General features: G+C 36.3%; 15 protein-coding genes. 2 read left to right on the plus strand and 13 right to left on the minus strand.

Translation table 11 applies throughout. The features are described 5' to 3' along the window. Positions 1 to 5 precede the first annotated feature (5 nt). The gene (locus HOO54_RS19455) at positions 6 to 2,144 is read right to left on the minus strand and encodes a SpoIID/LytB domain-containing protein (protein ID WP_172298176.1); all 2,139 of its coding nucleotides are present in this window, start codon (positions 2,142 to 2,144) and stop codon (positions 6 to 8) included. Positions 2,145 to 2,173: 29 nt separating this feature from the next. After that, complete coding sequence (locus HOO54_RS19460; RefSeq protein ID WP_172298178.1) at positions 2,174 to 2,611, minus strand: hypothetical protein; 438 nt, start codon at positions 2,609 to 2,611, stop codon at positions 2,174 to 2,176. A 202-nt stretch (positions 2,612 to 2,813) separates the two neighbouring features. On the opposite strand from HOO54_RS19460, the gene tagU reads away from it, so the two are divergent. Continuing rightward, positions 2,814 to 3,740 (plus strand): polyisoprenyl-teichoic acid--peptidoglycan teichoic acid transferase TagU, encoded by a 927-nt coding sequence (gene tagU, locus HOO54_RS19465; RefSeq protein ID WP_172298180.1) that lies wholly within the window; start codon positions 2,814 to 2,816, stop codon positions 3,738 to 3,740. 35 nt (positions 3,741 to 3,775) lie between these two features. Here tagU and wecB read toward each other — a convergent pair whose 3' ends face one another. Genes wecB through HOO54_RS19485 form a run of 4 tightly spaced genes read right to left on the minus strand, consistent with a single transcriptional unit; the run spans position 3,776 to position 10,436 of the window. Further along, positions 3,776 to 4,918, minus strand: coding sequence for a non-hydrolyzing UDP-N-acetylglucosamine 2-epimerase (gene wecB / locus HOO54_RS19470; RefSeq protein ID WP_172298182.1), 1,143 nt, complete (start codon positions 4,916 to 4,918; stop codon positions 3,776 to 3,778). A gap of 22 nt (positions 4,919 to 4,940) precedes the next feature. Continuing rightward, entirely contained in the window at positions 4,941 to 6,854 is a 1,914-nt protein-coding gene (locus HOO54_RS19475) for a glycosyltransferase (protein ID WP_172298184.1), read from the minus strand. A gap of 28 nt (positions 6,855 to 6,882) precedes the next feature. Next, entirely contained in the window at positions 6,883 to 8,409 is a 1,527-nt protein-coding gene (locus HOO54_RS19480) for a glycosyltransferase (protein WP_172298186.1), read from the minus strand. Then, positions 8,406 to 10,436, minus strand: a complete 2,031-nt coding sequence (locus HOO54_RS19485; protein ID WP_172298188.1) for a glycosyltransferase — start codon at positions 10,434 to 10,436, stop codon at positions 8,406 to 8,408. Before HOO54_RS19485 ends, HOO54_RS19480 begins: the two co-directional genes overlap by 4 nt. 276 nt (positions 10,437 to 10,712) lie before the next feature. Between HOO54_RS19485 and galU the strand changes: the two genes are divergently transcribed. Then, complete coding sequence (gene galU, locus HOO54_RS19490; RefSeq protein WP_172298190.1) at positions 10,713 to 11,591, plus strand: UTP--glucose-1-phosphate uridylyltransferase GalU; 879 nt, start codon at positions 10,713 to 10,715, stop codon at positions 11,589 to 11,591. 213 nt (positions 11,592 to 11,804) lie between these two features. Here the strand turns inward: galU and tagH are convergent, their stop codons facing one another. The 7 genes from tagH to rfbB form a co-directional block, all read right to left on the minus strand. Continuing rightward, positions 11,805 to 13,385, minus strand: coding sequence for a teichoic acids export ABC transporter ATP-binding subunit TagH (gene tagH / locus HOO54_RS19495; RefSeq protein WP_172298192.1), 1,581 nt, complete (start codon positions 13,383 to 13,385; stop codon positions 11,805 to 11,807). 19 nt (positions 13,386 to 13,404) lie between these two features. Continuing rightward, positions 13,405 to 14,232 carry a teichoic acids export ABC transporter permease subunit TagG gene (gene tagG, locus HOO54_RS19500; protein WP_172298194.1) on the minus strand — a complete coding sequence of 276 codons (828 nt, stop codon included), beginning with the start codon at positions 14,230 to 14,232 and terminating at the stop codon, positions 13,405 to 13,407. A gap of 184 nt (positions 14,233 to 14,416) precedes the next feature. After that, a complete protein-coding gene (locus HOO54_RS19505; RefSeq protein ID WP_172298196.1) occupies positions 14,417 to 16,231 on the minus strand; it encodes a glycosyltransferase family 2 protein in 1,815 nt (604 codons plus the stop codon). A gap of 13 nt (positions 16,232 to 16,244) precedes the next feature. After that, on the minus strand, positions 16,245 to 17,390 hold the full coding sequence (locus HOO54_RS19510) for a DegT/DnrJ/EryC1/StrS family aminotransferase (RefSeq protein ID WP_172298198.1): 1,146 nt from the start codon (positions 17,388 to 17,390) through the stop codon (positions 16,245 to 16,247). Between the two features lie 3 nt (positions 17,391 to 17,393). After that, complete coding sequence (locus HOO54_RS19515; protein ID WP_172298200.1) at positions 17,394 to 18,677, minus strand: ATP-grasp domain-containing protein; 1,284 nt, start codon at positions 18,675 to 18,677, stop codon at positions 17,394 to 17,396. 12 nt (positions 18,678 to 18,689) lie between these two features. Further along, positions 18,690 to 20,684 carry a CDP-glycerol glycerophosphotransferase family protein gene (locus HOO54_RS19520; RefSeq protein ID WP_172298202.1) on the minus strand — a complete coding sequence of 665 codons (1,995 nt, stop codon included), beginning with the start codon at positions 20,682 to 20,684 and terminating at the stop codon, positions 18,690 to 18,692. Between the two features lie 23 nt (positions 20,685 to 20,707). Beyond that, positions 20,708 to 21,733 (minus strand): dTDP-glucose 4,6-dehydratase, encoded by a 1,026-nt coding sequence (rfbB, locus tag HOO54_RS19525; RefSeq protein ID WP_172298204.1) that lies wholly within the window; start codon positions 21,731 to 21,733, stop codon positions 20,708 to 20,710. Positions 21,734 to 21,740: the final 7 nt, after the last annotated feature.

Here is a 21,740-nt window from a genome sequence, read left to right on the forward strand (position 1 = left end):
CAATATTAATAATTTGATAGCGTTGTTCCCGGGTAATAAAAGCTTAAGATCGTTCGATAGCTTTGTCCAGCTGCAGCTCTATAGTTTGCACCATACTGGCTCATTCCGATACCATGTCCAAAGCCCTTACCTTTAATCGTAAAAGCGCTTGATTCGTCTGTTACTGACGCGTATGTGCTCTTCATATTCATGCCGCCAAGCATCGATCTTAATTGGGTTGTCGTCACGGAAATCGTTGCCGTTTTTTCTGTTAGACTTCCGCTTGAAGTAATATAACCTTTTGATTTTTCTTTTACGAAATACGAAAAACGAATCTCTGCTGTTTTTGGTCGATGACCCTTCGTTTTCGTGCTGCTAAGTTTTACACTTGATATTTTCGTAATTTTAATTGAATCAGCACTGCTGTATTTATTTTTAATAAACCATTTTTTCAAGCCAGATAAATAGGAAGCACTTTTTTCATTTGTTTTGCTCCACCATGAACTTGGTTTTTTAAGATCTAAGCTGCTTTTGCTAAGCTGTGTTTTATCAAGTGACACCGACCAGCTTCTCTTCGGATCATATTTATCTTCTTTAGCTGGCAAATATGGAACTTGACCACTCCATACCTCACCATTGGCTTCGGTATAGCCGCCATTGCTTGATGAGTAAACAGCTGAAATTAACCGCCCATTATATTTTAAGACTTTACCTTTTGTGGCGTTTACAATCTCAGATGTTCTTGAGTTCCAATCATAACCACCATATACCTGAAAGGCTTGGGAATCTGCTACTGTTTTTCCGGTCGAATTAGCAGAATACGTTCTGGCTGCTACAGCTTGGGCTTTTAATGCTTCTTTTTGCCAGCTAGCAGGCATTTCATGCGGTACAACACCTTTTAAATAATCTTCGAACGGAATATTTACATTAATCGGACGAACATACTTATTCGATTCTACAGTGAACTGCATGTTCCCCATATATTTTCTTCCGTTTATACTAATCGTATTTGAAGTCGAATACGATTTTGCTGCTGCAGTAAACGAAGACCCGAGGGATTTAATGGTTTTCCCATTTTGATAGAGTACTAGTTTCCCACTTTTTACTGCGACAGAATAGCCTTTTCCTGAAAGAGTACCTGTCAATTTATTTTTCAACGTATCTGTTATTGAAATGTTTCCACCAAGCAATGCATAACTCCGGGTACCTTTTGCTGCTAGTACATCAGCAACCGGTGATGGCAGGCTCTTTGATTCGACAAGCAAGAGAGGGCTTCCTTGCTTTGCGGCGAGAACTGATCCCGCTAAGGCATCCGCAAATGTTGTCCCATTTGACAAAAATACTTTTGAAGCGTTCATGTTAAGTTGCTTAACAATATTTGCGGATACCTGATATCTGGAGACGCCACTAATCCGTTGGACAGACGCCTTTTTCTTCAAAGTTCCCTCGACACCAGTACTGACACTCAATGGACCGCCAACAATTGTTACTTTACTTGGGATTTTATAATCTTTGCGAATATTGTTATCACCTGCTAGGAGGATCGGATAACCATTCGCTGCTGCATATGGTGCAATTGATAATGCGTCTGTAAAGACCATTCCTGTTGCCACAACAGCTTGACTGTAGTTCCCCATGCGGTTGGCAATGTTTTTCGATACTTCATAACGTGTTGTTCCACCAATACGGTCAATAGATCCATATTTTCTTAGTGTTTTTTCAACGTTTTTGGAAACACTAATCGTTCCTCCGATTATTAAAATATATTTCGGCTTTAATTTAGCAATCTGGTTTTCTGTCTTTGGTGTTAATGATTTTGCATCTGTTAATAGAATTGGCGCATCATACTTTTTAGCTAATGGTGTTGCAGAAAGTGCATCTGCAAATGCATCGCGATTAACAACAACAACGGTATTAGCATTTGTCCAGCCAGCCGAAGCTACACTGTTTGCAACATCAAAACGTGTCGTTCCTCCATACCGAGCGGCTGAGGCGATTCCCGGAATCTGATAAGAACCGGAAATATCAACACTAATACTAGACTTATTGCCAAGATAGTTACTGAGTTTCACCGAAATCTTTTTTTCAGCAGCATGTGCTGACTGAGTAAACAGCAAGGCTGTCGCAGTTACAGACGACAGAAGCAATAGCTTCAATTTTTTCAAAACGTATTCGTCACCCCTAACAATTCTTGTTATTTAGTCTCAATACTTTCAAGATTTAAAACTCCGTGTTCACCTTTTGAATATTTAATTGTCACTTTTTGTCCTTCTTTAATCGTTGCGACTTTTTCCTGAAGTTCTGTGCCGACTTGAATTGGTGTTTCTTTTCCATCAATATTGACTGCAACCGTGTGACTATCAGCCAAACCGGCAAAAGAGCCTTCTTTCGTGATGATGTCTTTGCTTTCAGCGCTTTTTTTGCTTTCTGCATTTTCTTTGTTTTCAGCGCTCTCTTTGCTTTCTGCATTTTCTTCGTTTTTAGCGCTCTCTTTGCTTTCTGCATTTTCTTTGTTTTCTGTTTTCTGCTGGTCAGATTTTGGTTGGTCTCCGCTGGACTTTGACTGTTCTGCGGTTCCGCAAGCCGACAATACAATCAGCAGCGAAAACATCAAGATTGTGAGTTTTTTCATTTTTTTCACCTCTCCCTATGTATCGACAAATTCAAACAGACTTTTTAATTATAACGCAAATTTTTGTATAATCACGTATTTTTATGAAACATTTTCTAAAAAAAATCGTCTTCTTAAAAAATATATCTAGTATTTTCTTGTTGTATTCGAAGCGAAAAAACTTATAATCAAAGTTGTAGACTATTAAAAAGGTGAGGGCTATATGAGAGCTGAAAAAAGGAAGAAAAAGAAGAAAATATTGATTACAATCATTGCTATAGTTGCTGTCTTTGTTTTTACTACAGGCGGATATGCATATTATTTATGGCAAAAGGCTGCTTCGACTGTGGCGAACATTCATCAACCAATCAAAAAGTCGGACAAGCGCCATTCTGATGTTGACATTAATAACCAAGACCCTTTTTCCGTTCTGATCTTGGGTGTTGATGAACGTAAAAATGATAAAGGCCGGGCAGACTCCCTCATCTATATGACAGTCAATCCCAAAACAAAAACGACCGAAATGGTCAGCATTCCGCGTGATACGTATACTGAAATTATCGGTAAAGGAAAAACTGATAAAATTAACCACTCTTATGCATTTGGCGGTGTCCAAATGACGGTGGATACAGTGGAAAATTTACTTGATGTTCCAGTTGATTATTTCGTTAAGGTCAATATGGAAAGCTTTAGAGATACCGTCGATACCCTTGGTGGTGTGACAGTAAACAGTAAATTTGCTTTTAATTTTGAAGGGCATTCATTCGCTAAAGGAAGTATTACCTTAAATGGTGATGAAGCACTCGCATACACAAGAATGAGAAAACAAGATCCAAACGGTGATTTTGGTCGTCAAGACAGACAGCGCCAAGTGATTGAAGGGATTATTAATAAAGGTGCTAGCATTTCTTCAATTACAAAGTTTAGTGACATGTTCAATGTCATTGAGAAAAACGTCAAAACAAACTTAACCTTTGATGATATGTGGGATATCCAATCAGGCTACAAAGATGCTCGATCAAACATCATTCAGCATCAGCTTAAAGGCAATGGCACGAAAATAGGCGGTATTTACTATTACAAGGTTGATGACAGTTCTCTGGCTAAGATAACCGCAAAATTAAAACAAAATCTTGACTTAAATAAGTAAACAAAAAAGAAGCCTCCTGCGGGAAGCTTCTTTTTTTAGATACCTTGAACCAAATCCGGCAGTTCGCTTCGGTATCCATAGTGATAAAGTAGCAATTCTGCAATCCGACGAGATGCCTGACCATCACCATAGGGATTTGAGGCACGGGACATTTTAGCATATTCAGCTTCATCAGTTAACAACTGTTTTGTCAGTTGATAGACTGTTTCCTCATCTGTTCCCGCCAGCTTCAATGTGCCCGCTTTCACTCCTTCAGGACGCTCGGTCGTATCACGAAGGACAAGTACCGGTTTCCCGAGTGATGGGGCCTCTTCTTGAACTCCCCCTGAATCGGTCAAAATCAAATGAGCTCTGGCGGCAAAATTATGAAAATCCACAACTTCTAACGGCTCAATTAAATGGACACGGTCAATGCCACCAAGTTGCTTCGAAGCCGCTTCCCGTACAACCGGATTAAGATGGACTGGATAAACAACCTGAACATCGTTAAATTCCTCGACAATATGACGAATCGCCTTAAAGATATTTTCCATTGGCTGCCCCAAGTTCTCGCGGCGATGGGCGGTTAGTAAGACCATTCTATCCCCATTTAGTTTATCGAGTACAGGATGTGAATAGCTGTCTTTGACCGTCGTATTGAGAGCATCAATTGCTGTATTCCCAGTCACAAAAATCGTGTCTGAATTCTTATTTTCCTGCAGCAAATTTTGTTTTGCTTGGCTTGTTGGCGCAAAATGCAAATCAGCAATCGATCCTGTTAACTGCCGATTTAACTCTTCCGGAAATGGAGAATATTTGTTTTTCGTCCGAAGCCCTGCCTCTACATGTCCGACAGATATTTGATGATAGAATGCGGCAAGACTTCCAGCAAAAGTCGTTGTTGTATCACCATGCACAAGGACAATATCAGGCTTCACTTTTTGAAACAATTGATCAAGCTTAACTAGTACATTGGATGTCAGTTCCGCCAATGTCTGTCTGTCTTTCATAATATTTAAATCGAAATCAGGTTTAATATGAAAGGCTTCGAGAACTTGATCAAGCATTTGCCTGTGCTGGGCTGTGACCGTTACAAATGATTCTATTTCCGGATGTCTCCTTAATTCGAGTACGAGCGGCGCCATTTTAATCGCCTCAGGACGAGTGCCAAAGACTGTCATCACTTTTAATGTTTTCATTTTATGTCACCTGTTTTCTGTATTAGCGGCTTGTTAAATAAAATGTTGAGTGATTTGCTTTAAGTTGAACATCAACTTTCCGCTCGCTTTTTAAGAACCATCGTTTCTTATGAATAATGTAACTACAAAGCAAGGCTGAAAAGTCATGTTGTATTGGATCTAGCCTAGTTTGATACGAGTTGAGAAATATGTCAACATCACCTTTAAATATTTGACCAGAAGCCATTTTATCAGCAATTAAATGCCGCGAAATGTTTATCTCTGTTTGCTCCGGTTTTGTCATGACTTCTTTTATCGGTACTAACAGTTCTTGATTGTTTATTTTAAACAACAGGATTGATTTTTGCGGAAAAAACAGTTGTTGTTTAGGGATCGTAATCGTCAGGTAAGAACTTGGATCATCTTCTGAAATTTCAACCTTTAACGCGGTATTATGTGCCTTGAATTCCAAAGAAAGATTGTCAAAGTCCTTTGTAAAATAAGGTCTTACAGTATAGGTGCTGAAACCGTTATTACCGAGAAACTTTGCATGGCTCTTGTATTGATATGGTTGTCTGTTTCTGCCAATGCGGCCGCGTCTGCGATAGCCATCAATGTAAGAATCGATAAATAAATCCCACACCCCGATATCTAAGTCTGTTTCAGCAATTTCATTAAAAGGGAAACGAAAAACAAACTGCTCTCCCTCTGAAACATCAGGCTTAAACCGCTTTTCTAATTTCGTTTGCCGATTCACCCACACACCTACAATATTTTGTCGTTCTGATTGATGTGTAAGTGCAGTATGATGGACTGACCCTTTCACTAATAAATGATAATTTTCAAAAGCAATGTCCTCTACAAAATGAATCAGCTGATTTTTGTGGTTCATTTTAAGCGCTTCTTTTGGCACCTCATAGCGAGAAAGACTTGGAAAGTTGGCAAAAATATTTCCTTGCTCAACATATGCAAAATCTTGAAGATGCTCTTCCTCATGTTCAAACTGTTTAAAACCGGTCAGATCGTTATGGCGAATAAAGTATAGGCGGAGCCGAAAATGATTTTTTAGCAAAGTGTCGACTTCAGCAGGAATGTTTTTTTGTACAAATAAATGGAGCTCATTCATCCACTCTCTTTGTTCATCTTCCGTTTGAAGCACTGTCGTAAAATCGGTTGTTCTAGAAAATTCAAAATGTCTATTTAAAAATTTTGCCATCAGCTTCTCTATTCGAGTTTCTGACAATCGGCTTGTTTTGATCATTTCAATAATGACTTTCATTGCATCATAATAATCTTGAGGTGAAACATAGGCAAATGTCATATGATCACCTTCACGCAAGACTGCGTAATAACAATCATAATCAGCTAAAACTGAAATAACACTCGCATGGAGAAAAGCGTTCATCACAAATACTTGATCTTCAGTTGCCTTAATATTCGTAGGAAACCAAATGTTGTTTTCTTTTAGCATTGATACACGAAACATTTTCGTAGGTCCAAGCGCATAGACAAGAACTGAATCAACCAAATCGACATTCGGGTTTGTTTCTTTAAAAATGGCCTTTGGAACACCTCGTCCATTAACACCCTGCATTTTACCAAGGATCACATCTGAATCATGTTCTTCAGCAAAATTGTACATTCTTTCCAAAGCTTCCGTACCTAAGTAATCATCTGAATCAACAAAAAAGATATACTTACCTTTTGCCGCTTCAATCGCTTGATTTCTTGGTTCTCCTGGTCCGCCTGAATTTGTCTCTCTTTCGATGACTTTCACCTGATGATAGCGGCTCTGATACTCATGTAGAACTTCGACTGTTCTGTCTGTTGACCGATCATCAACACAGATAATTTCATATTCATCGTCTGCCATTGATTGGTTAACAAGGCTGTCCATGCACCTTGAGATAAACTGTTCAGAATGATAACATGGCACAGCTACAGTGATTTTTAACATAAATTCTATCAATCCCTTATGTGTTTGACTATATTAAATTGAAAACTTGCTCCCATCTTTCAATGAGACGCTCCTCACTATAATGAGTGTCTATTTTTTGCTTTGCATTTTTTCCATACTGTATAGCTTTTTCTGGATGTTCATATAAATAGATGATACTGTTTGCCAATTCGGCAATATCCTCATGTTCGACAAGAATCCCTGTTTTATGTTGATCTATGAGTTCGCTTGGACTGTATTTTACATCAAAACTAATCACTGGTGTACTACATGAAAATGACTCACAAATCGCTAAACAAAACCCTTCAAATTTAGAAGTCAATAAAGTCGCCAGTGCTTGTTGATAAAGTCGGGCTGGATCAGGCGCATAGCCACACAAATGTACATTGTTCAAACCAAGTTTGTTGATCAGTTGTTCATATTTCGGTTGATGTGGACCGCTTCCGTAAATATTTAAGACGATATCAGGGTGTGTCCGTCCGACAATTTCCATCGCCTGGATCGCTTTATCAATCCCTTTTTCTTCATGGTATCTAGCAATCATGACGAATTCATTTTTTTTCTTTTCTACATCTTCTTGAATGTTTAATTTTCTCGGTGCATGAGGAATCACATGAATATTGTTGTTCGCCTCGAAATCTTGAAGAATATCCTTTTTTTGTTCTTGTGTTAAAACAATTAGACCATCATAATCTTTAATATGTTCCAGTACATATTGATGGTTTTTCCGAACAGGGCTTCCCAATGTATGCGGATAATCCAAATGATTGGAATGAACGCAATAAAGCCTTTTCGCTAAACCCGGTTTCATTGCATTTACTTTAGAAGCACTCCCAACACCATCACAGATTAAAATGGGTGATTCTTCTTTTTCACACAATGTTTCAAGCCAATATGTATGAAAACCATGATTATCGTTAAATATCTTCACCTGGGAGTCTGTTCGCTCAAACAAAGAGATCCCTTCTAGTTTGCCTGAATCTAAGTGATACCATTCTGTCAAATAACAAAAACCATCTGGTGCCAGATAGCGAACTTGACTCGGTTTGTTTGTTTTCCAATGAAACAGCGTTTCCTTTGCAATAAATCCTTTTTCATGGAAATTTTCTCGTTTTTCCCTGTATCTATTCTCATTAAAATAGTCAATATGTAATAGACGTTTATCTTGATTCCATTTTTTTCGTTTTACATACAGCCCATTACAAAAATAATCGGCTTCACCACGCTCATCATACCGCGAAAGTTCGACAGTCAATCCTGGCTCTTTTAATGCCGAAGACTTTTCGTAGTGTTCAATTTGCTGTTCATCAGGAGAGTACTGCATGTGCAGATCTTGATATGACTGATAAACATTTAAAATACACACATCAGGATGCAATCTGCCCTGCTCTTTCAACTTCAGTTCAATTTCAGCGTAATGATCTTTTTTATCTAATGTTACTAAATCAACATGGTGCCCTCTCTCAGTTAGAGCATAAGAGCGGGATAACATCGAACTTGTAATCCCGCCTTTATCCACATCAATTTCATAAAGCAATGAAAATATCCGCCTCATGATTTGCCTCGCTTTCTCTTGCTAAATAACCTAAACCCTTCAGATGGTTTTACTTGAAAACTTAGATTACCATGATTCTCCGTGAAGTATGGTTGAACTTTAAAACCGTTTATTTTCCGAGATGGTAATGTTTTTAACTCTGTTTTTGCATATCCGATCCGCTTTTCAAAATAACTGTTATCCCATTCAATGCCTAAAGATACATCTAAGACAGCCTCTTTGTTGACCAATGAATCAAGCTGAAATTCACCTTTCACAAGTAAGCGATTTTGTTCGTCTCGCTCTGTTTCAGCTTGGACAATCGTAAATGATTTTGTATCGCGATTATATACTTTCCAATACGTATGGTAATGATCCAAAGCAGCCGTTGGAACCTCTCCAGTTAATGACACTTGACCAGTGACCACAAATTGTTTTTTACCGCTCCAATCATAATGATCAAGGTGAAGTTCCATATTTGACAATGTATTTCTAAGCGGTCTATTTTTAATGATCGTAAAAAACATGCTGCTCCATCGTTCCATAAATGCTAACTCACTGAATTTATCGACACTTTGATATGCATGTTCACTCATCGTTTTGATCAGCTCAGGTTTTTGCAAGAGCTCTGTTATTTTTTCACCAAGCTCATTGATGTTCTTATTCTCCACCAAAAAGCCATTTTCACCATTGTTGATCATATCGCTTGGACCATATTTTAGATCATAAGAAACAACTGGACATCCGTTGGCAAGGCTTTCAAGTACAACAAGACCGAACCCTTCATATTCACTTGATAAAACAGAAAAAGCCGCTGTACGGAATTCTCCATCTGGATCTTTAGTAAAACCTTTTAAAAATACGTGGTCTTGAAGGTTTAATTGATCGATCAAGTTTTGCAGTTCTTTTTCTTGTTCTCCGAAACCAAAAATCTCAAGTCTTGCCTGTGGTACTTGTTTTACAGTATGAGCAAACGCTTGAATGGCATGCGTCAAATTTTTTTGCTGATGATATCTGGCTAAAATAATCACACGTTTTAGATCGCGCTTGGAGAAATCAGCCAATGTTTCAGGTTTTTGATGAGCATGGGGAATCACAAAATAATTGGTGCGGTTGCCAAACCGTTTCACGATATCTGTTTTCTGCTTTTCTGTCAGAAAAACAACTGCATCTGGATGGCCCATATTTTCCATTACTGGTCTGTTTCCTAATCTAAGCACAGAACGATAGTGATAAGGCTCTCTCACATGAATATTGTGGGTGATATAAACTTTGTAAATATGATCATGTTGATAAGACATTGTGATGGGGTCTGTCCCTCTTTCCTCACCAATCAGAAAGGTTGTCTCATTTCCGATTAAACAATCGAGAAAATAATGCTGAAGTTCAATCGTTGAGGAAAATACAGCGCGAACATCACCATTTCTTTCAAACAAATTGATTTTTTCAGCCCTCACAGCTTTCTTATCCTTGGTCATCGTCAGCCACTTACTCATATAACAGGAACCATCATTTCTGAAAAACAATTCTTGCCGAGGCTTGTTATATTCCAAATCCATATATGTAATCCGATGGATATAACCTTCCTCCGTGTATTCTTCACGTTTCACTCGCTTTCGCTGTTTATTAAAATAATCAGCTACCACAAGTTTGCCATCGTCAGTAAACCGCTTATAATAAACGTACAATCCATTGTCATAGTAACGATAAGCATTGAGTTTCGGATCTTTGTGAAATTTTAACCCCTCTTGATCAATCACATGTTTTACAACAGGCAGACTCGCTTCCTCACCTTTAAAATATTCGTACAGATTGACAATCTTTATGTCCTGATTTATTTTTTGTCTAGTCAGCAAACTACTAATGATCTTTGGATATGTTGGATCATAATTAAAAGTAACAACCGTTGTCTTTTGACCAGCGAACTCTGAAAAAAGCCTGCCGCGTTGCAGCATTGCCTCGGTTAAACCGCCAAACGTTTCCTTGACTGAAGATGTCGTAAAAAAATAATGTGCATCAGGAAGCCTGATCTTTTTTTCCGGTAGCATTTGTTCCCTCCAATAAAATAAGTTCATATGAACTATTATAGCGAATTTTCTTGTTTATACGAAGATGTTTTTCATCTATCCATTGTTTACCTTAACAATTCTGCCTTTACAATTTCAAGGTTTAACACCTCTTTATTTAACTTGTTCAAAACGGGTTTTTCTTATATGATTAAAATTGGTGTTAACATTAAAAACTGAGTATGATCTTGACGATATTAAAACGATCTATTTTCAATACTGAAAATGAGACATGAATAAGGATGGTGTATAATCAATATGAAAAAAGTACGCAAAGCAATTATTCCTGCAGCAGGTCTTGGTACACGCTTCTTGCCAGCCACCAAAGCAATGCCTAAAGAAATGCTGCCGATCGTTGATAAACCAACAATTCAATACATTATTGAAGAAGCTGTAGAATCTGGTATTGAAGACATTATTATTGTAACCGGAAAAAGTAAAAGAGCGATTGAAGATCATTTTGACTTCTCACCTGAGCTCGAAAGAAACCTTGAAGAAAAAGGAAAATCAGAGCTGCTTGAAAAAGTCAAAAAAGCGTCTAATCTCGCGGATATTCATTACATTCGCCAAAAAGAGCCTAAAGGTCTCGGACATGCCGTTTGGTGCGCACGCAACTTTATCGGTGATGAGCCATTCGCAGTACTTCTGGGCGATGATATTGTCCAGGCAGAAAAACCAGGTCTACGCCAACTAATGGATGAGTATGAAAAAACCCTCTCCTCAGTGATCGGTGTCCAACATGTACCTGAAGAAGAAACACATCGTTATGGGATTATTGATCCTTTGACCAGTGAAGACCGTCTTTATCAAGTTAGAAGTTTTGTTGAAAAACCTAAACCGGGAACAGCACCGTCAAACTTAGCAATTTTAGGGCGTTATATCTTTACACCTGAAATCTTTATGTACTTGGATAAACAGCAAATCGGTGCCGGCGGAGAAATTCAGTTGACAGATGCCATCGGCCAATTAAACGAAATCCAACGTGTATTTGCTTACGATTTTGAAGGCAAGCGTTATGATGTTGGAGAAAAACTTGGCTTTATCCAAACCACTATGGAATTTGCGATGCAGGATCCTGAATTAAAAGGTTCCTTGATTCCGTTTATTCAAGACCTGTTGAAGAAAGAAGAAATTTAAATTTTAAAAAAGCTATTGGACAATAAAATCCAATAGCTTTTTTTGTTGAGGGTTACCTTGAAAGTAGTGTGCATGAAATCAGGAAATTTGCTCGCTTTCCGCGGGCGATCCGCGAGCCTCCTCGGAGTCCATTCCTGGCTCACTGTTTCCGCTGGAGTCTCGCAATTCCCTCTGATTCATGTTGTAAAAGACTTTTGAAGACAGCCCTTCTTGTTATTTTGCCATAATGGTCAGTGTCTGTTTTTCATTATCAACAACAAAAGTACGCTCATTTGTTTTAACGATAAAACGGTTCCCATCTTTCTTTAATACATCATGATCTTGTAAAGCTAGCGAAGCAGGCGTAATCTGAGATACCGTCTGGAATACCACTTGAGACACTTTACCTTCTTCTATGACATAACGAACCTTTTCATAGTTGAGTGCCAATATTTCACGCCCGTCTGCAGTTGCACTCTCCTCAATTCCTTTTAACTTTAGTTCTAGTTGATCTCTATCAGCACCAAGGAAAGACAAAAAATATTGATATGAAGCAGCTGCTTTTTCATAGACAAATGGAGTAATCAGATTATCCTTTACAGTGCTTTTTTTGACGCCTGTTGAAACAAGTTTTTGATCGACAAAGTAAGGAAGCCCAGCCAACTCTATTTTAGCAGTGAGATTATTTTTAGATATCACCTTAACTCTCGTCCCGAAAGACAGTGCTCCCATATGTTTATGTTTAAGGTGTTGATCATTGTATAAGGCTGTTTGTTCTTTGATGATAAATCCAGGTTTATTCACCTTTTTAAAACTTGTAGCATGTCCTTTGACAACATGGTCCTTTTTCGTCTCTCCTTGAGGAATTGCCCCTAATGAAACGATCGTTCGCAGCGGCGCTTTCACAAACATCGTCCCTGCCATTAAAATAAGCAAGATCGACAATATCGTTATTTGAACAATATTTGCTATAGACCTCGGCTTTTTCTTGTCTTTTCGAAAGCGTGCAAATGCTTGATCTTCAGGCAAAGCCTGTTTTCTGATTGCAATTTGCTCATTTTTATATGTTTCTTTTTCTTGTTTAGAAAGTTTATTAAACCAGTCAATAAATGTTTTATACTCTTTAACAACTTTTTTTGTTTCATCAAACATCTTAAGTTCGCCATAATGCATCCATGCGACACGGTCACACATTTTTTCAATCTGACCGATGGAATGGCTGACGAAGAAAATCGTTTTCCCCTGTTTTTTAAACTCGGAAATACGATCCACACATTTTTGATAGAAGGTCTGATCCCCTACTGATAGAGCTTCATCAATAATTAAAATATCTGGATCAATATGGACAGATATCGCAAAGCCGAGCCGTGATTTCATACCGCTTGAATAGCTTTTAACCGGCTGATTGATAAAATCACCGATCTCAGCAAATTCAACAATGCTGTCATACATCTGATCGATTTCTTTATTAGTCATCCCCATCATTAAACACTTCAGTCTAATGTTGTCTTTTCCTGTTAGTGCATTATTCAAACCAGCGGAAATCGCAATAAGTGATGGCTGACCATCCATTTCAATTTCACCGCTAGTCGGCGGAATGATTTTTGCCAATAAATTTGACATCGTTGATTTTCCTGAACCATTAATCCCAACAAAACCGATCGTTTCTCCTTCGTATACGTCAAAGGAGACATTCCGCACAGCAAAAAAACCTTTGTCCTGACTCGGGAAAAACAATCCTTTCATTTTATCGGACTGCTTCTCATACAAATGATACTGTTTTGAAACGTTTCGAAACGAAACTTTTAGTTTCATCGTTCTATCTCCTTACGTATTAAAGAAAGTCAACAAACTTATCTCTGAATTTCATATGCAACAGCGAACCTGCTGTTAACAATAACAATGTGAAGATCCAGAAATACAATGTGTATTTCATATCCTCAAAAAACCAAGTTCCACCCATAAAACTGTGTCTAAAACCATCAATAATATAAAAAAGCGGGTTCAATTTAATAGCTGCCAACATGTTTGGATGGTTTTTCCCGAGCTGGTGGCTAATATCCCAAAAAACAGGGAGCAGGAAAAACAGTAGTCTTGTGACAGATTGCAGCAGAAACTGATAGTCTCTAACTAAAACGCTGATTGTTGAGTTAAACAAACTGAAAGAAAACATGAAAACAATCATACAAAACAAATAGTAAACATATTCTATCCAATGAACACTAGGATAAATCCCAAATGCTAATAATGCAATCACATAGATCCCCATCATCACAAAATAACTAAACAGGTTGGCCGCAATCGCAACTGATGGAAGGGCACTGATTGGAAAGTTCATTTTGGCGACCATATTGATCCGTTTAAACACACTATTTGAACCATCAAGAATGGTCGGACTGATGAAAAACCATGGAATCAAACCGGCCAGCATCCAGATAATGAAAGGAACTTCCCCGATACCAGTAGATACGGCCCCGCTTTTTCTAATTCCCATCCCAAATACAAACCAATAAGCCAGCATCTGAATGAGCGGATTCAAAAACTGCCATAATACGCCTAAATAATTCATTTGGTATTTGGACTTTGTTTCATAAGCCGCCAATCGCAATATTAAAGGAAACGATGTTACTTGCTCTTTCACTATTCTCACTAATGCATTCATTCTAATCTTCCTTAAGATAAAAGTTTTGGGCCTTAAAGAACTAAAATTTAAAAGCACCGCTCTATATTGTAACAGAATTCGGTTTTTTTTTCACTTTTGAAAAGACCAAACATGATGTAAAAAAACTGCCGGTAAACCGACAGTTAAGTGTTTATAGAGGTTTTAAGACCTTTTATTAACGAGTCTAACCCCCATGAATTGACAAATTATTTTTTTTCGTCTTGTATAATTGAATCAATTGTCTGTCTCTTTTAACTTTCAAACCAAAATCACCGGCATATTTTTCTTCGCTTAACCTGTAATGCTTGTTGCGTAATACAAAATAAAAGTCGTATGTCATATATTCATCAAAAAAATGATCCCAGAGAATTTCATATTCACATGAAGATTTTTGTACCAAAAAGATCTTTTCTTTCGTTAATCTGTTTTTCAAATAAAAAACAGCACCGCTATCTAAAGGTTTATTTGTCAATAATGTTAATTGATTTTGTTCAAAGTGAATAGATGAAACTGAAAAGTTCATCAACTTTAAAGAAAAATGTCCTTTTGGCGTAAAATAAAATTTAAAATCCTCTTTAAAACTCATCTCAGATTTTTTATAAGAGATTAAGTTCTTTTTTGATATTCTAAATTTTTCTTGTTTATTTTTGTAATTGAAAATCAAATAAATATCATAAAGACCAGTAGATTCGTTTTCAAAACAGGTAAGAGGAATTGTCACACTAAAATAACCATGATCATTTTTCATTAAATCAAACGACTTTTTTTTGTCCGTATCATGACGTGATTCAAACGAAATTTCAATTGTCACATCATCTTTAAAGATTTCCGGAAGATCTAAATCTTCGATATGAACACCATCTTGATCAACCGATATGTTCTCTATTTTAATAAAATCTTTTTTTAGGACCTTGATTTCAAATAGCTCATCAGGGATCAACAGCTCTTCATTTCTGAAAAGCGGCAGTGCCCAAAAATATCGGTTATTTTCTTCAATAATTTCCCCTTTTGGATTTGCTGCCACAACATACATTAATTCTTCTCTTAAGTCATTCAATATCAAGTAGATATATAGATTATTCAATATCCCTATATCGTTTTCATAAACATCTTCTATCCTTAATAAAAACTCTTTCGTTTTTTCATAGTAAACATCTCTGAATTTTTTACTGAATGCAATATTCTGAATCGGGAAAAAGATCCTTTCGATATTTCTCTTTAAAAACTCATTTGTCAGCTCTGGATCTCCAAACTCTTCAAAATAACCAAGCTGATAATCAACGGACTCCATTCTGTCGAGAAAATTATTGAGATCGCCATTTAACTGAGTAATTGACTTTTGAGTTGCTTCTTCACCTCTTTTTCTCCACAAATAGACTAAATCAGTAATGATTGCAATTCGATTTGCATGTAAGAAAGCTTTGTGAACCATCGGCCTATCTGCATAAAGCATTTTCGGCGGCATAAAACAATCGTGTTTAAACATCAGGCTTCTTTTGAAGATTTTATTCCAATAAAACCCATCATAAAAAATGTCCAAAAACTCTTTTATATCATCAATGATTCTGTTCTCTTTCCAAACTTCGCGTTCTTTTTTATAAAGAATTTCTTTTTGCACACCATCAATCAAAATATTTGGTCTGCCGATGACAATATCAGCCTCTGTTTTTTTAGCTTCATTATACATTTTTTCATATGCGTTTAATGGCACGATATCATCTGAGTCCATGACCGTCACAAATTCTCCGCTTGCGTGGTGCAACCCGTTATTACCGGCAATCGCACCCCCGCTGTTTTTTTGATTGATGACTTTTACATTGTGATAACATTTGTATTCGTCGATAATCAGATGACTATCATCAGGACTTTCATCATTTACAATGATGATCTCTATTTCTTTAAGTGTTTGATTAACTAAAGAGTCCAAACATTCTCTTAAATAGTTTTCTGTATTATAGACTAAGACAACAACACTTAATTTATATTTATCATTTGACAATGTTTTCACCTTACTAACTTAATTTTTTACCTGAGCTAGTCAGACTAATGTTTTTTGTCAGCGTCTTAATGATTTCACAAATTTGCTCGATCGTATTCTCATCTAGATCTGCATACATTGGCAAAGCTAACATTCGATTACTAACATCTAACGCGTTTAAAGTATTTCCTTTATCCAATTCACAAAAAGTAAATTCATTGCACAAAGGATAAAAATATTTTCTAGTATATAAATTATATTTTTTTGCCTCATGAAAAACGTAATCTCGAATTTCTTTTTTCTCAAATAACACCGGAAAATACGAGTAGTTATGAGACACACCTTCTAGTTCCGCTAACATTTTAATATCCGGGAACCCTGCAAAATATTTTTTGTAATTCAAATAAACTTGTTTTCTTTTCATGATATCGAGGTCAAACGTCTCTAAATTGACAATCCCCATTGCGGCTTGGAATTCATTCATTTTGGCATTCACACCTGGCATATCAACAGAGTCTTCGGCTGATATACCGAAATTTTTCATGGTTTTTAGCTTAGTTTCTAAGGCAGCATCTTTAAATGTAAGAAGGCCGCCTTCGATTGAATGAAACACTTTAGTCGCATGCATACTGAACATCGAAATGTCACCGAACTCAGCTATACTTTTGCCATCAATTGTGACACCAAAAGCATGTGCCGCATCATAAATGACTTTTAAATTGTACTGTTTGGCGATTCTTTCAATCTCATACACATCACAAGGGTTCCCATAAACATGGACAGCTATAATAGCAGAAGTCTTTTCATTAATAAGCTTCTCAATTTGCCTTGTATCAATATTGTAAGTTTGAGTTTCGATATCACAGAACACTGGTTTTAGCCCTGTATTTAAAATGGCTTGCACTGTTGAGGCAAATGTAAATGGCGTTGTGATTACCTCTCCGCTTAAATTCAGACTTTTCAAGGCTAATTCTAAAGCAGAGTGTCCGTTCACAAACAATTCCAAATGCTTTACATTTAAAAAATTCTTCAAAGCTGTTTTAAATTCCTCATGAAGCGGACCATTGTTACTTAGCCAATGATTGTCCCAGATCTTTTGAATTTTTGCAGTATAGGCTTCAATAGGCGGCAACTTGGGCTTTGTTACATTGATTCGTTCAGCAAATTTTAAGTGATTCATCTTTTAATATCTCCAGTCAATTAAAGCTTCAACAGAATCGACATCAAACACAGGAATATTCAAACGTCCAATATCTGACCGTTCTTGAAAAGAGTCATCTATAAAAATAGCCGGAACATCTTTGTCAATAAAAGCTGATTTCTTTTCATCTTTACTTATATGAATGATCTCATCAAACAGCTCAATGCTAATTTTTAATTTTTTTAAAGTCGTTTTAATATCGTGAATATGTTTCGTAATTAAAATCAGTTGTTTTTCATCTCTTACACATTGATATAAAAACTGCATCAGCAGTGGATTGACCCGCTCATGATGTGTCACCGTATCGTCAAAATCGACATACACTTTTTGATATTCATAATTGAGATGAAACCGATTGATTAAAGCTCTATCAACTTCTACTTCAAAATCATTGTCTGAAACATCCAGTTTGTAACCCAGTCTGTCATAAAGGCTGAGAAGCGAAAAATTCACACCTTTGTTTCTATACAAACTCATCGTTCCAGCAATACGGGGAGCGATTTCAAGCAGTTTAAACTGACCGTTCACATCTATTTTCAACTGAAAAAACCAAGCTCCGCGGAATTCCAGTTTTTGATTGATTCGGTGAGCAATTTCTTTTGTTGACGAATCTAATGGCATAGTAACTGAGTTAACGCTTATTCCACTTTTAATCCTTTTTCGTTCTCTTTTCCCAATGAATTTTAATTCACCATTTTTGTCGGTAAAGCAGTCAATCGTGTACTCTTCACCTGGCAAATATTCTAAAATCAATAAATCTTTCGCTTTATCCAGATGAAACTTTAATTCTTCCTTATTGCGAGCTAAAGCGATTCCTTTGGAACCTTGTCCGACATCAGGTTTTAAAAACACCGGAAATTCACTTATTTCATCGATACTTTCAAACATTTCCGGGACAAAATCTTCGTCTGAAAAGAATTCATAAGTTCTCTTTTTTGACCTTGCAATTTCACAAGTTTCAGCAGAAGAAGTCATAATCTCTGCATTCAAATTGTTTCTCTCTTGGGCAAGCTTTAAGACCACACTATCATGCGCAGGGAAGATAAAATCGATTTGATATTGAGCGATGATCTCATTTAACCGAATCAAAAAGTTGGGATCATCAACATGCGGAAGATTTTCAATATAGTTTTTATATACGTATCTTCCATGATCAGCTACACTTGATGCCCCAAAAAGTTTAATATTTTTAGCGAATCTTAATGAATTGTGAATCTCTAAACCAATTTCAGACCCGCACGGAAATACTAAAATATTTTTATTCAACGATTTCCCTCCTTACTGTTCAAATACAGTCTTGATAACCTGTGCAGAAGAGTCGCCTTTTTCCAAATAGCAATACGTTTTTAAAAACTCATTGTACCGATTTTTGTATTGTCTTTGGACTTGGTCAATATTTCGAATAGCACTGAGTAATTCTCCATTATCAGTTAAAATTGGACCAGGCAAATCTTTTTTCATATCAAGATAAAAACCTCTTATTTTATCTTTATAAAGTTCAAAATCATACGCATAAAATAGAATTGGACGTTTTGTATGAGCATACTCGAAAAATACCGAAGAATAATCGGTAATTAAAATATCTGAAATCAGATAAAGTTCTTGTATATCATCATAAGAGGAAAGATCAAATACCGATGATTGAAGCTCTTCAGCAATTTGAAGAGATTCAGAAATTAAGTGATGCATTCTTAAAATCAGAACATGATCTTCTGATAATTGTTCTTGAAATTGTTCAAGATCAATCTTCAGATCAAAAACATGATTCCACGAACCGGAAGCTTGATTATCTCGCCAAGTCGGAGCATATAAAATGACCTTTTTATCTTTCGGAATCCCGATTTTCTCCTTAATTTGCGCAGCTTTATCGGCAGCATTTTCATGATAAAATATATCATTTGAAGGATAGCCTGCTTCTAGCACCTGCTTCTTAAACTTAAACGCCCTTTTAAAAATGTTGCTTGAGTATTGATTAGCAGACAACATGTAATCCCAATTTCGCGATTCTATATAAAAATTTTCTCTTGCCATTTTTTCAGGACCGTCTACTTCAATATCGTATCCAAGTTTTTTCAAAGGTGTACCATGCCATGTTTGCAGATAAATATTACCTTCTCGTTTTCGGTGTACGGGAAAAATAATATTGCTAACCCAATATTTCGAAAGTGCCAAATACTTATAGTATTCTTCACTTTCACGGTTCACAATAATTGGATGACCGGGAATCTCGCCATCTCCTGAGTATGACCAAACAAATGTAAACCGATCGCCGTAACCCAATTTGAGCATTTCTTCATAAATATATTTAGGGTTGCCTGAATAACTTTTCCCTAAGAAACTTTCAAAAAAGACCATCTCTTTTAAAGAAGCTGTTTCACAAATTTCATTGAAAACTGTTTTTCCTTTTGCAATGCCATACGTTCTTTCAAATTGCTGCTTATCCGTGTACCAAAGTGCAAGGCTTTCTTTCCCCATTGTGGCATAAAGAATCGAATGAAGATCATCGACATCCGGATTAATCAGCAAGTATCTATCTTCTTCTTTATCAAAATTAGCGTAACGACTCATTTCGATTAGTTCTTTGAAAATCACCTGATTTGAGCCATTTCTAATTTGTAATAATAAGTCCCATCTACTGTTAACTGCTAAATCGCGTCTTAATTTATCAATCAGAATCAGTTTTTTAAACTGTATGCTATTCTGTTCATGTTGAATATCGAGATTAAATCCGTATGCTTTTTTATTGTCTCTTCTTATCAAAATCAGTTCCATTTTACTTACTTTATCTAAAGCGTTAAAACCTTCAATTTGTCCTTCAATATAAAAGTTTTTACCGACTGTTTTCAGTTCTGTTATTTTCTGAAAAAACAATACTCGTTGCATATTAAAGGATAAAAAGTTGTTTTTTGTTTTATAAGAATTGACTTTGAAATTCTGTTGTTTATTGATTGCTGAAAAACCATGGTTTTCTTTTGAAAAAGGTGTTCTTTTTTGAAAAAATTTATGCTGGAACTTGACCTGAACGTAAAAGTCTAATACATGGTAATCTGTTAATCCTAGCAGATCATTATATTCAAACTCAGCTTTGTTATTGACAATTTTTCTTTTTAACCTTCTGCCCGTTTTCCTATCTTTTATGACAAAAAATTTTTCGCCAATGAACGGAAGTAAACCCGAAAACTGAAATGATAGGATGTCATGATTAGAATGAATACTGACTCTATGATTTTCTATACTCCTGTACATTAGTTTTTTGATCAGTTTTTTTATCATATTTAAACTCCGCTTCAATTTGATTAATGTGTTCTCTTCATCACATTTTTCAGCCAATTTTGATTTTCTAGATACCATTTAATCGTTTCTTGAATACCTGTTTCAAAGTTTACATCAGGTGTCCATCCTAATTCTGTCATAATTTTGTTAGCATCAATCGCATATCTTCTATCATGGCCTTTTCTGTCTTTGACATATGTGATCAATTCTTCTGTAATCTTCTCATCGACTTGTTCATGCAAATATTTTATAATCGTTTTCACTAGTTCTACATTTGTCTTTTCATTCAGACCGCCTACATTATAGATTTCTCCTGGTGCTGCATCTCTAATGACAAGATCAATTGCTTTACAATGGTCTTCAACATATAACCAATCTCTTATATTCAATCCATCACCATACAAAGGGATATTTTTATGATTGAGACAATTGTTAATGACTAATGGAATGATCTTTTCAGGGAATTGATAAGGTCCATAATTATTAGAACATCTCGTAATATTAATAGGAAATTGATAAGTGTCAAAATATGATTTTACAATCATATCTGCTGATGCTTTACTTGCAGAATATGGGCTGTGCGGATCCAGAGGTGTTTGTTCAGAAAACAGTCCCTCTTCTCCTAGCGAACCATACACCTCATCAGTCGAAACTTGAATGAATTTTTTATTTGCTTTGAATTCTCCGTTTTCTAATTCCCATTTGTCCTTAGCTACATTTAACAAATTTGCAGTCCCTAAAACATTAGTTTTCACGAAGATTTCAGGGGTTTGAATACTGCGATCGACATGTGATTCTGCTGCAAAATTAACAACATAATCAATATCATGTGCTTCGAAAATCTCTTTTATCGCCTGTTTATCGGTAATATCCGCTTTCACAAACTGATATCGGTCGTTTCCATCAACTTTGGATAGGTTTTCAAGATTTCCCGCATAGGTTAAACTGTCGACATTAATAATGAATGCATCATGGTGATTGTTTAACATATAATGAATAAAATTAGCTCCAATAAATCCTGCTCCACCAGTTACCAAATAAACCTTCATGGCTTCT

Origin of the sequence: Bacillus sp. WMMC1349 (assembly GCF_013155385.1) — a bacterium.
Classification (GTDB): Bacteria; Bacillota; Bacilli; order Bacillales; family Bacillaceae; genus Bacillus.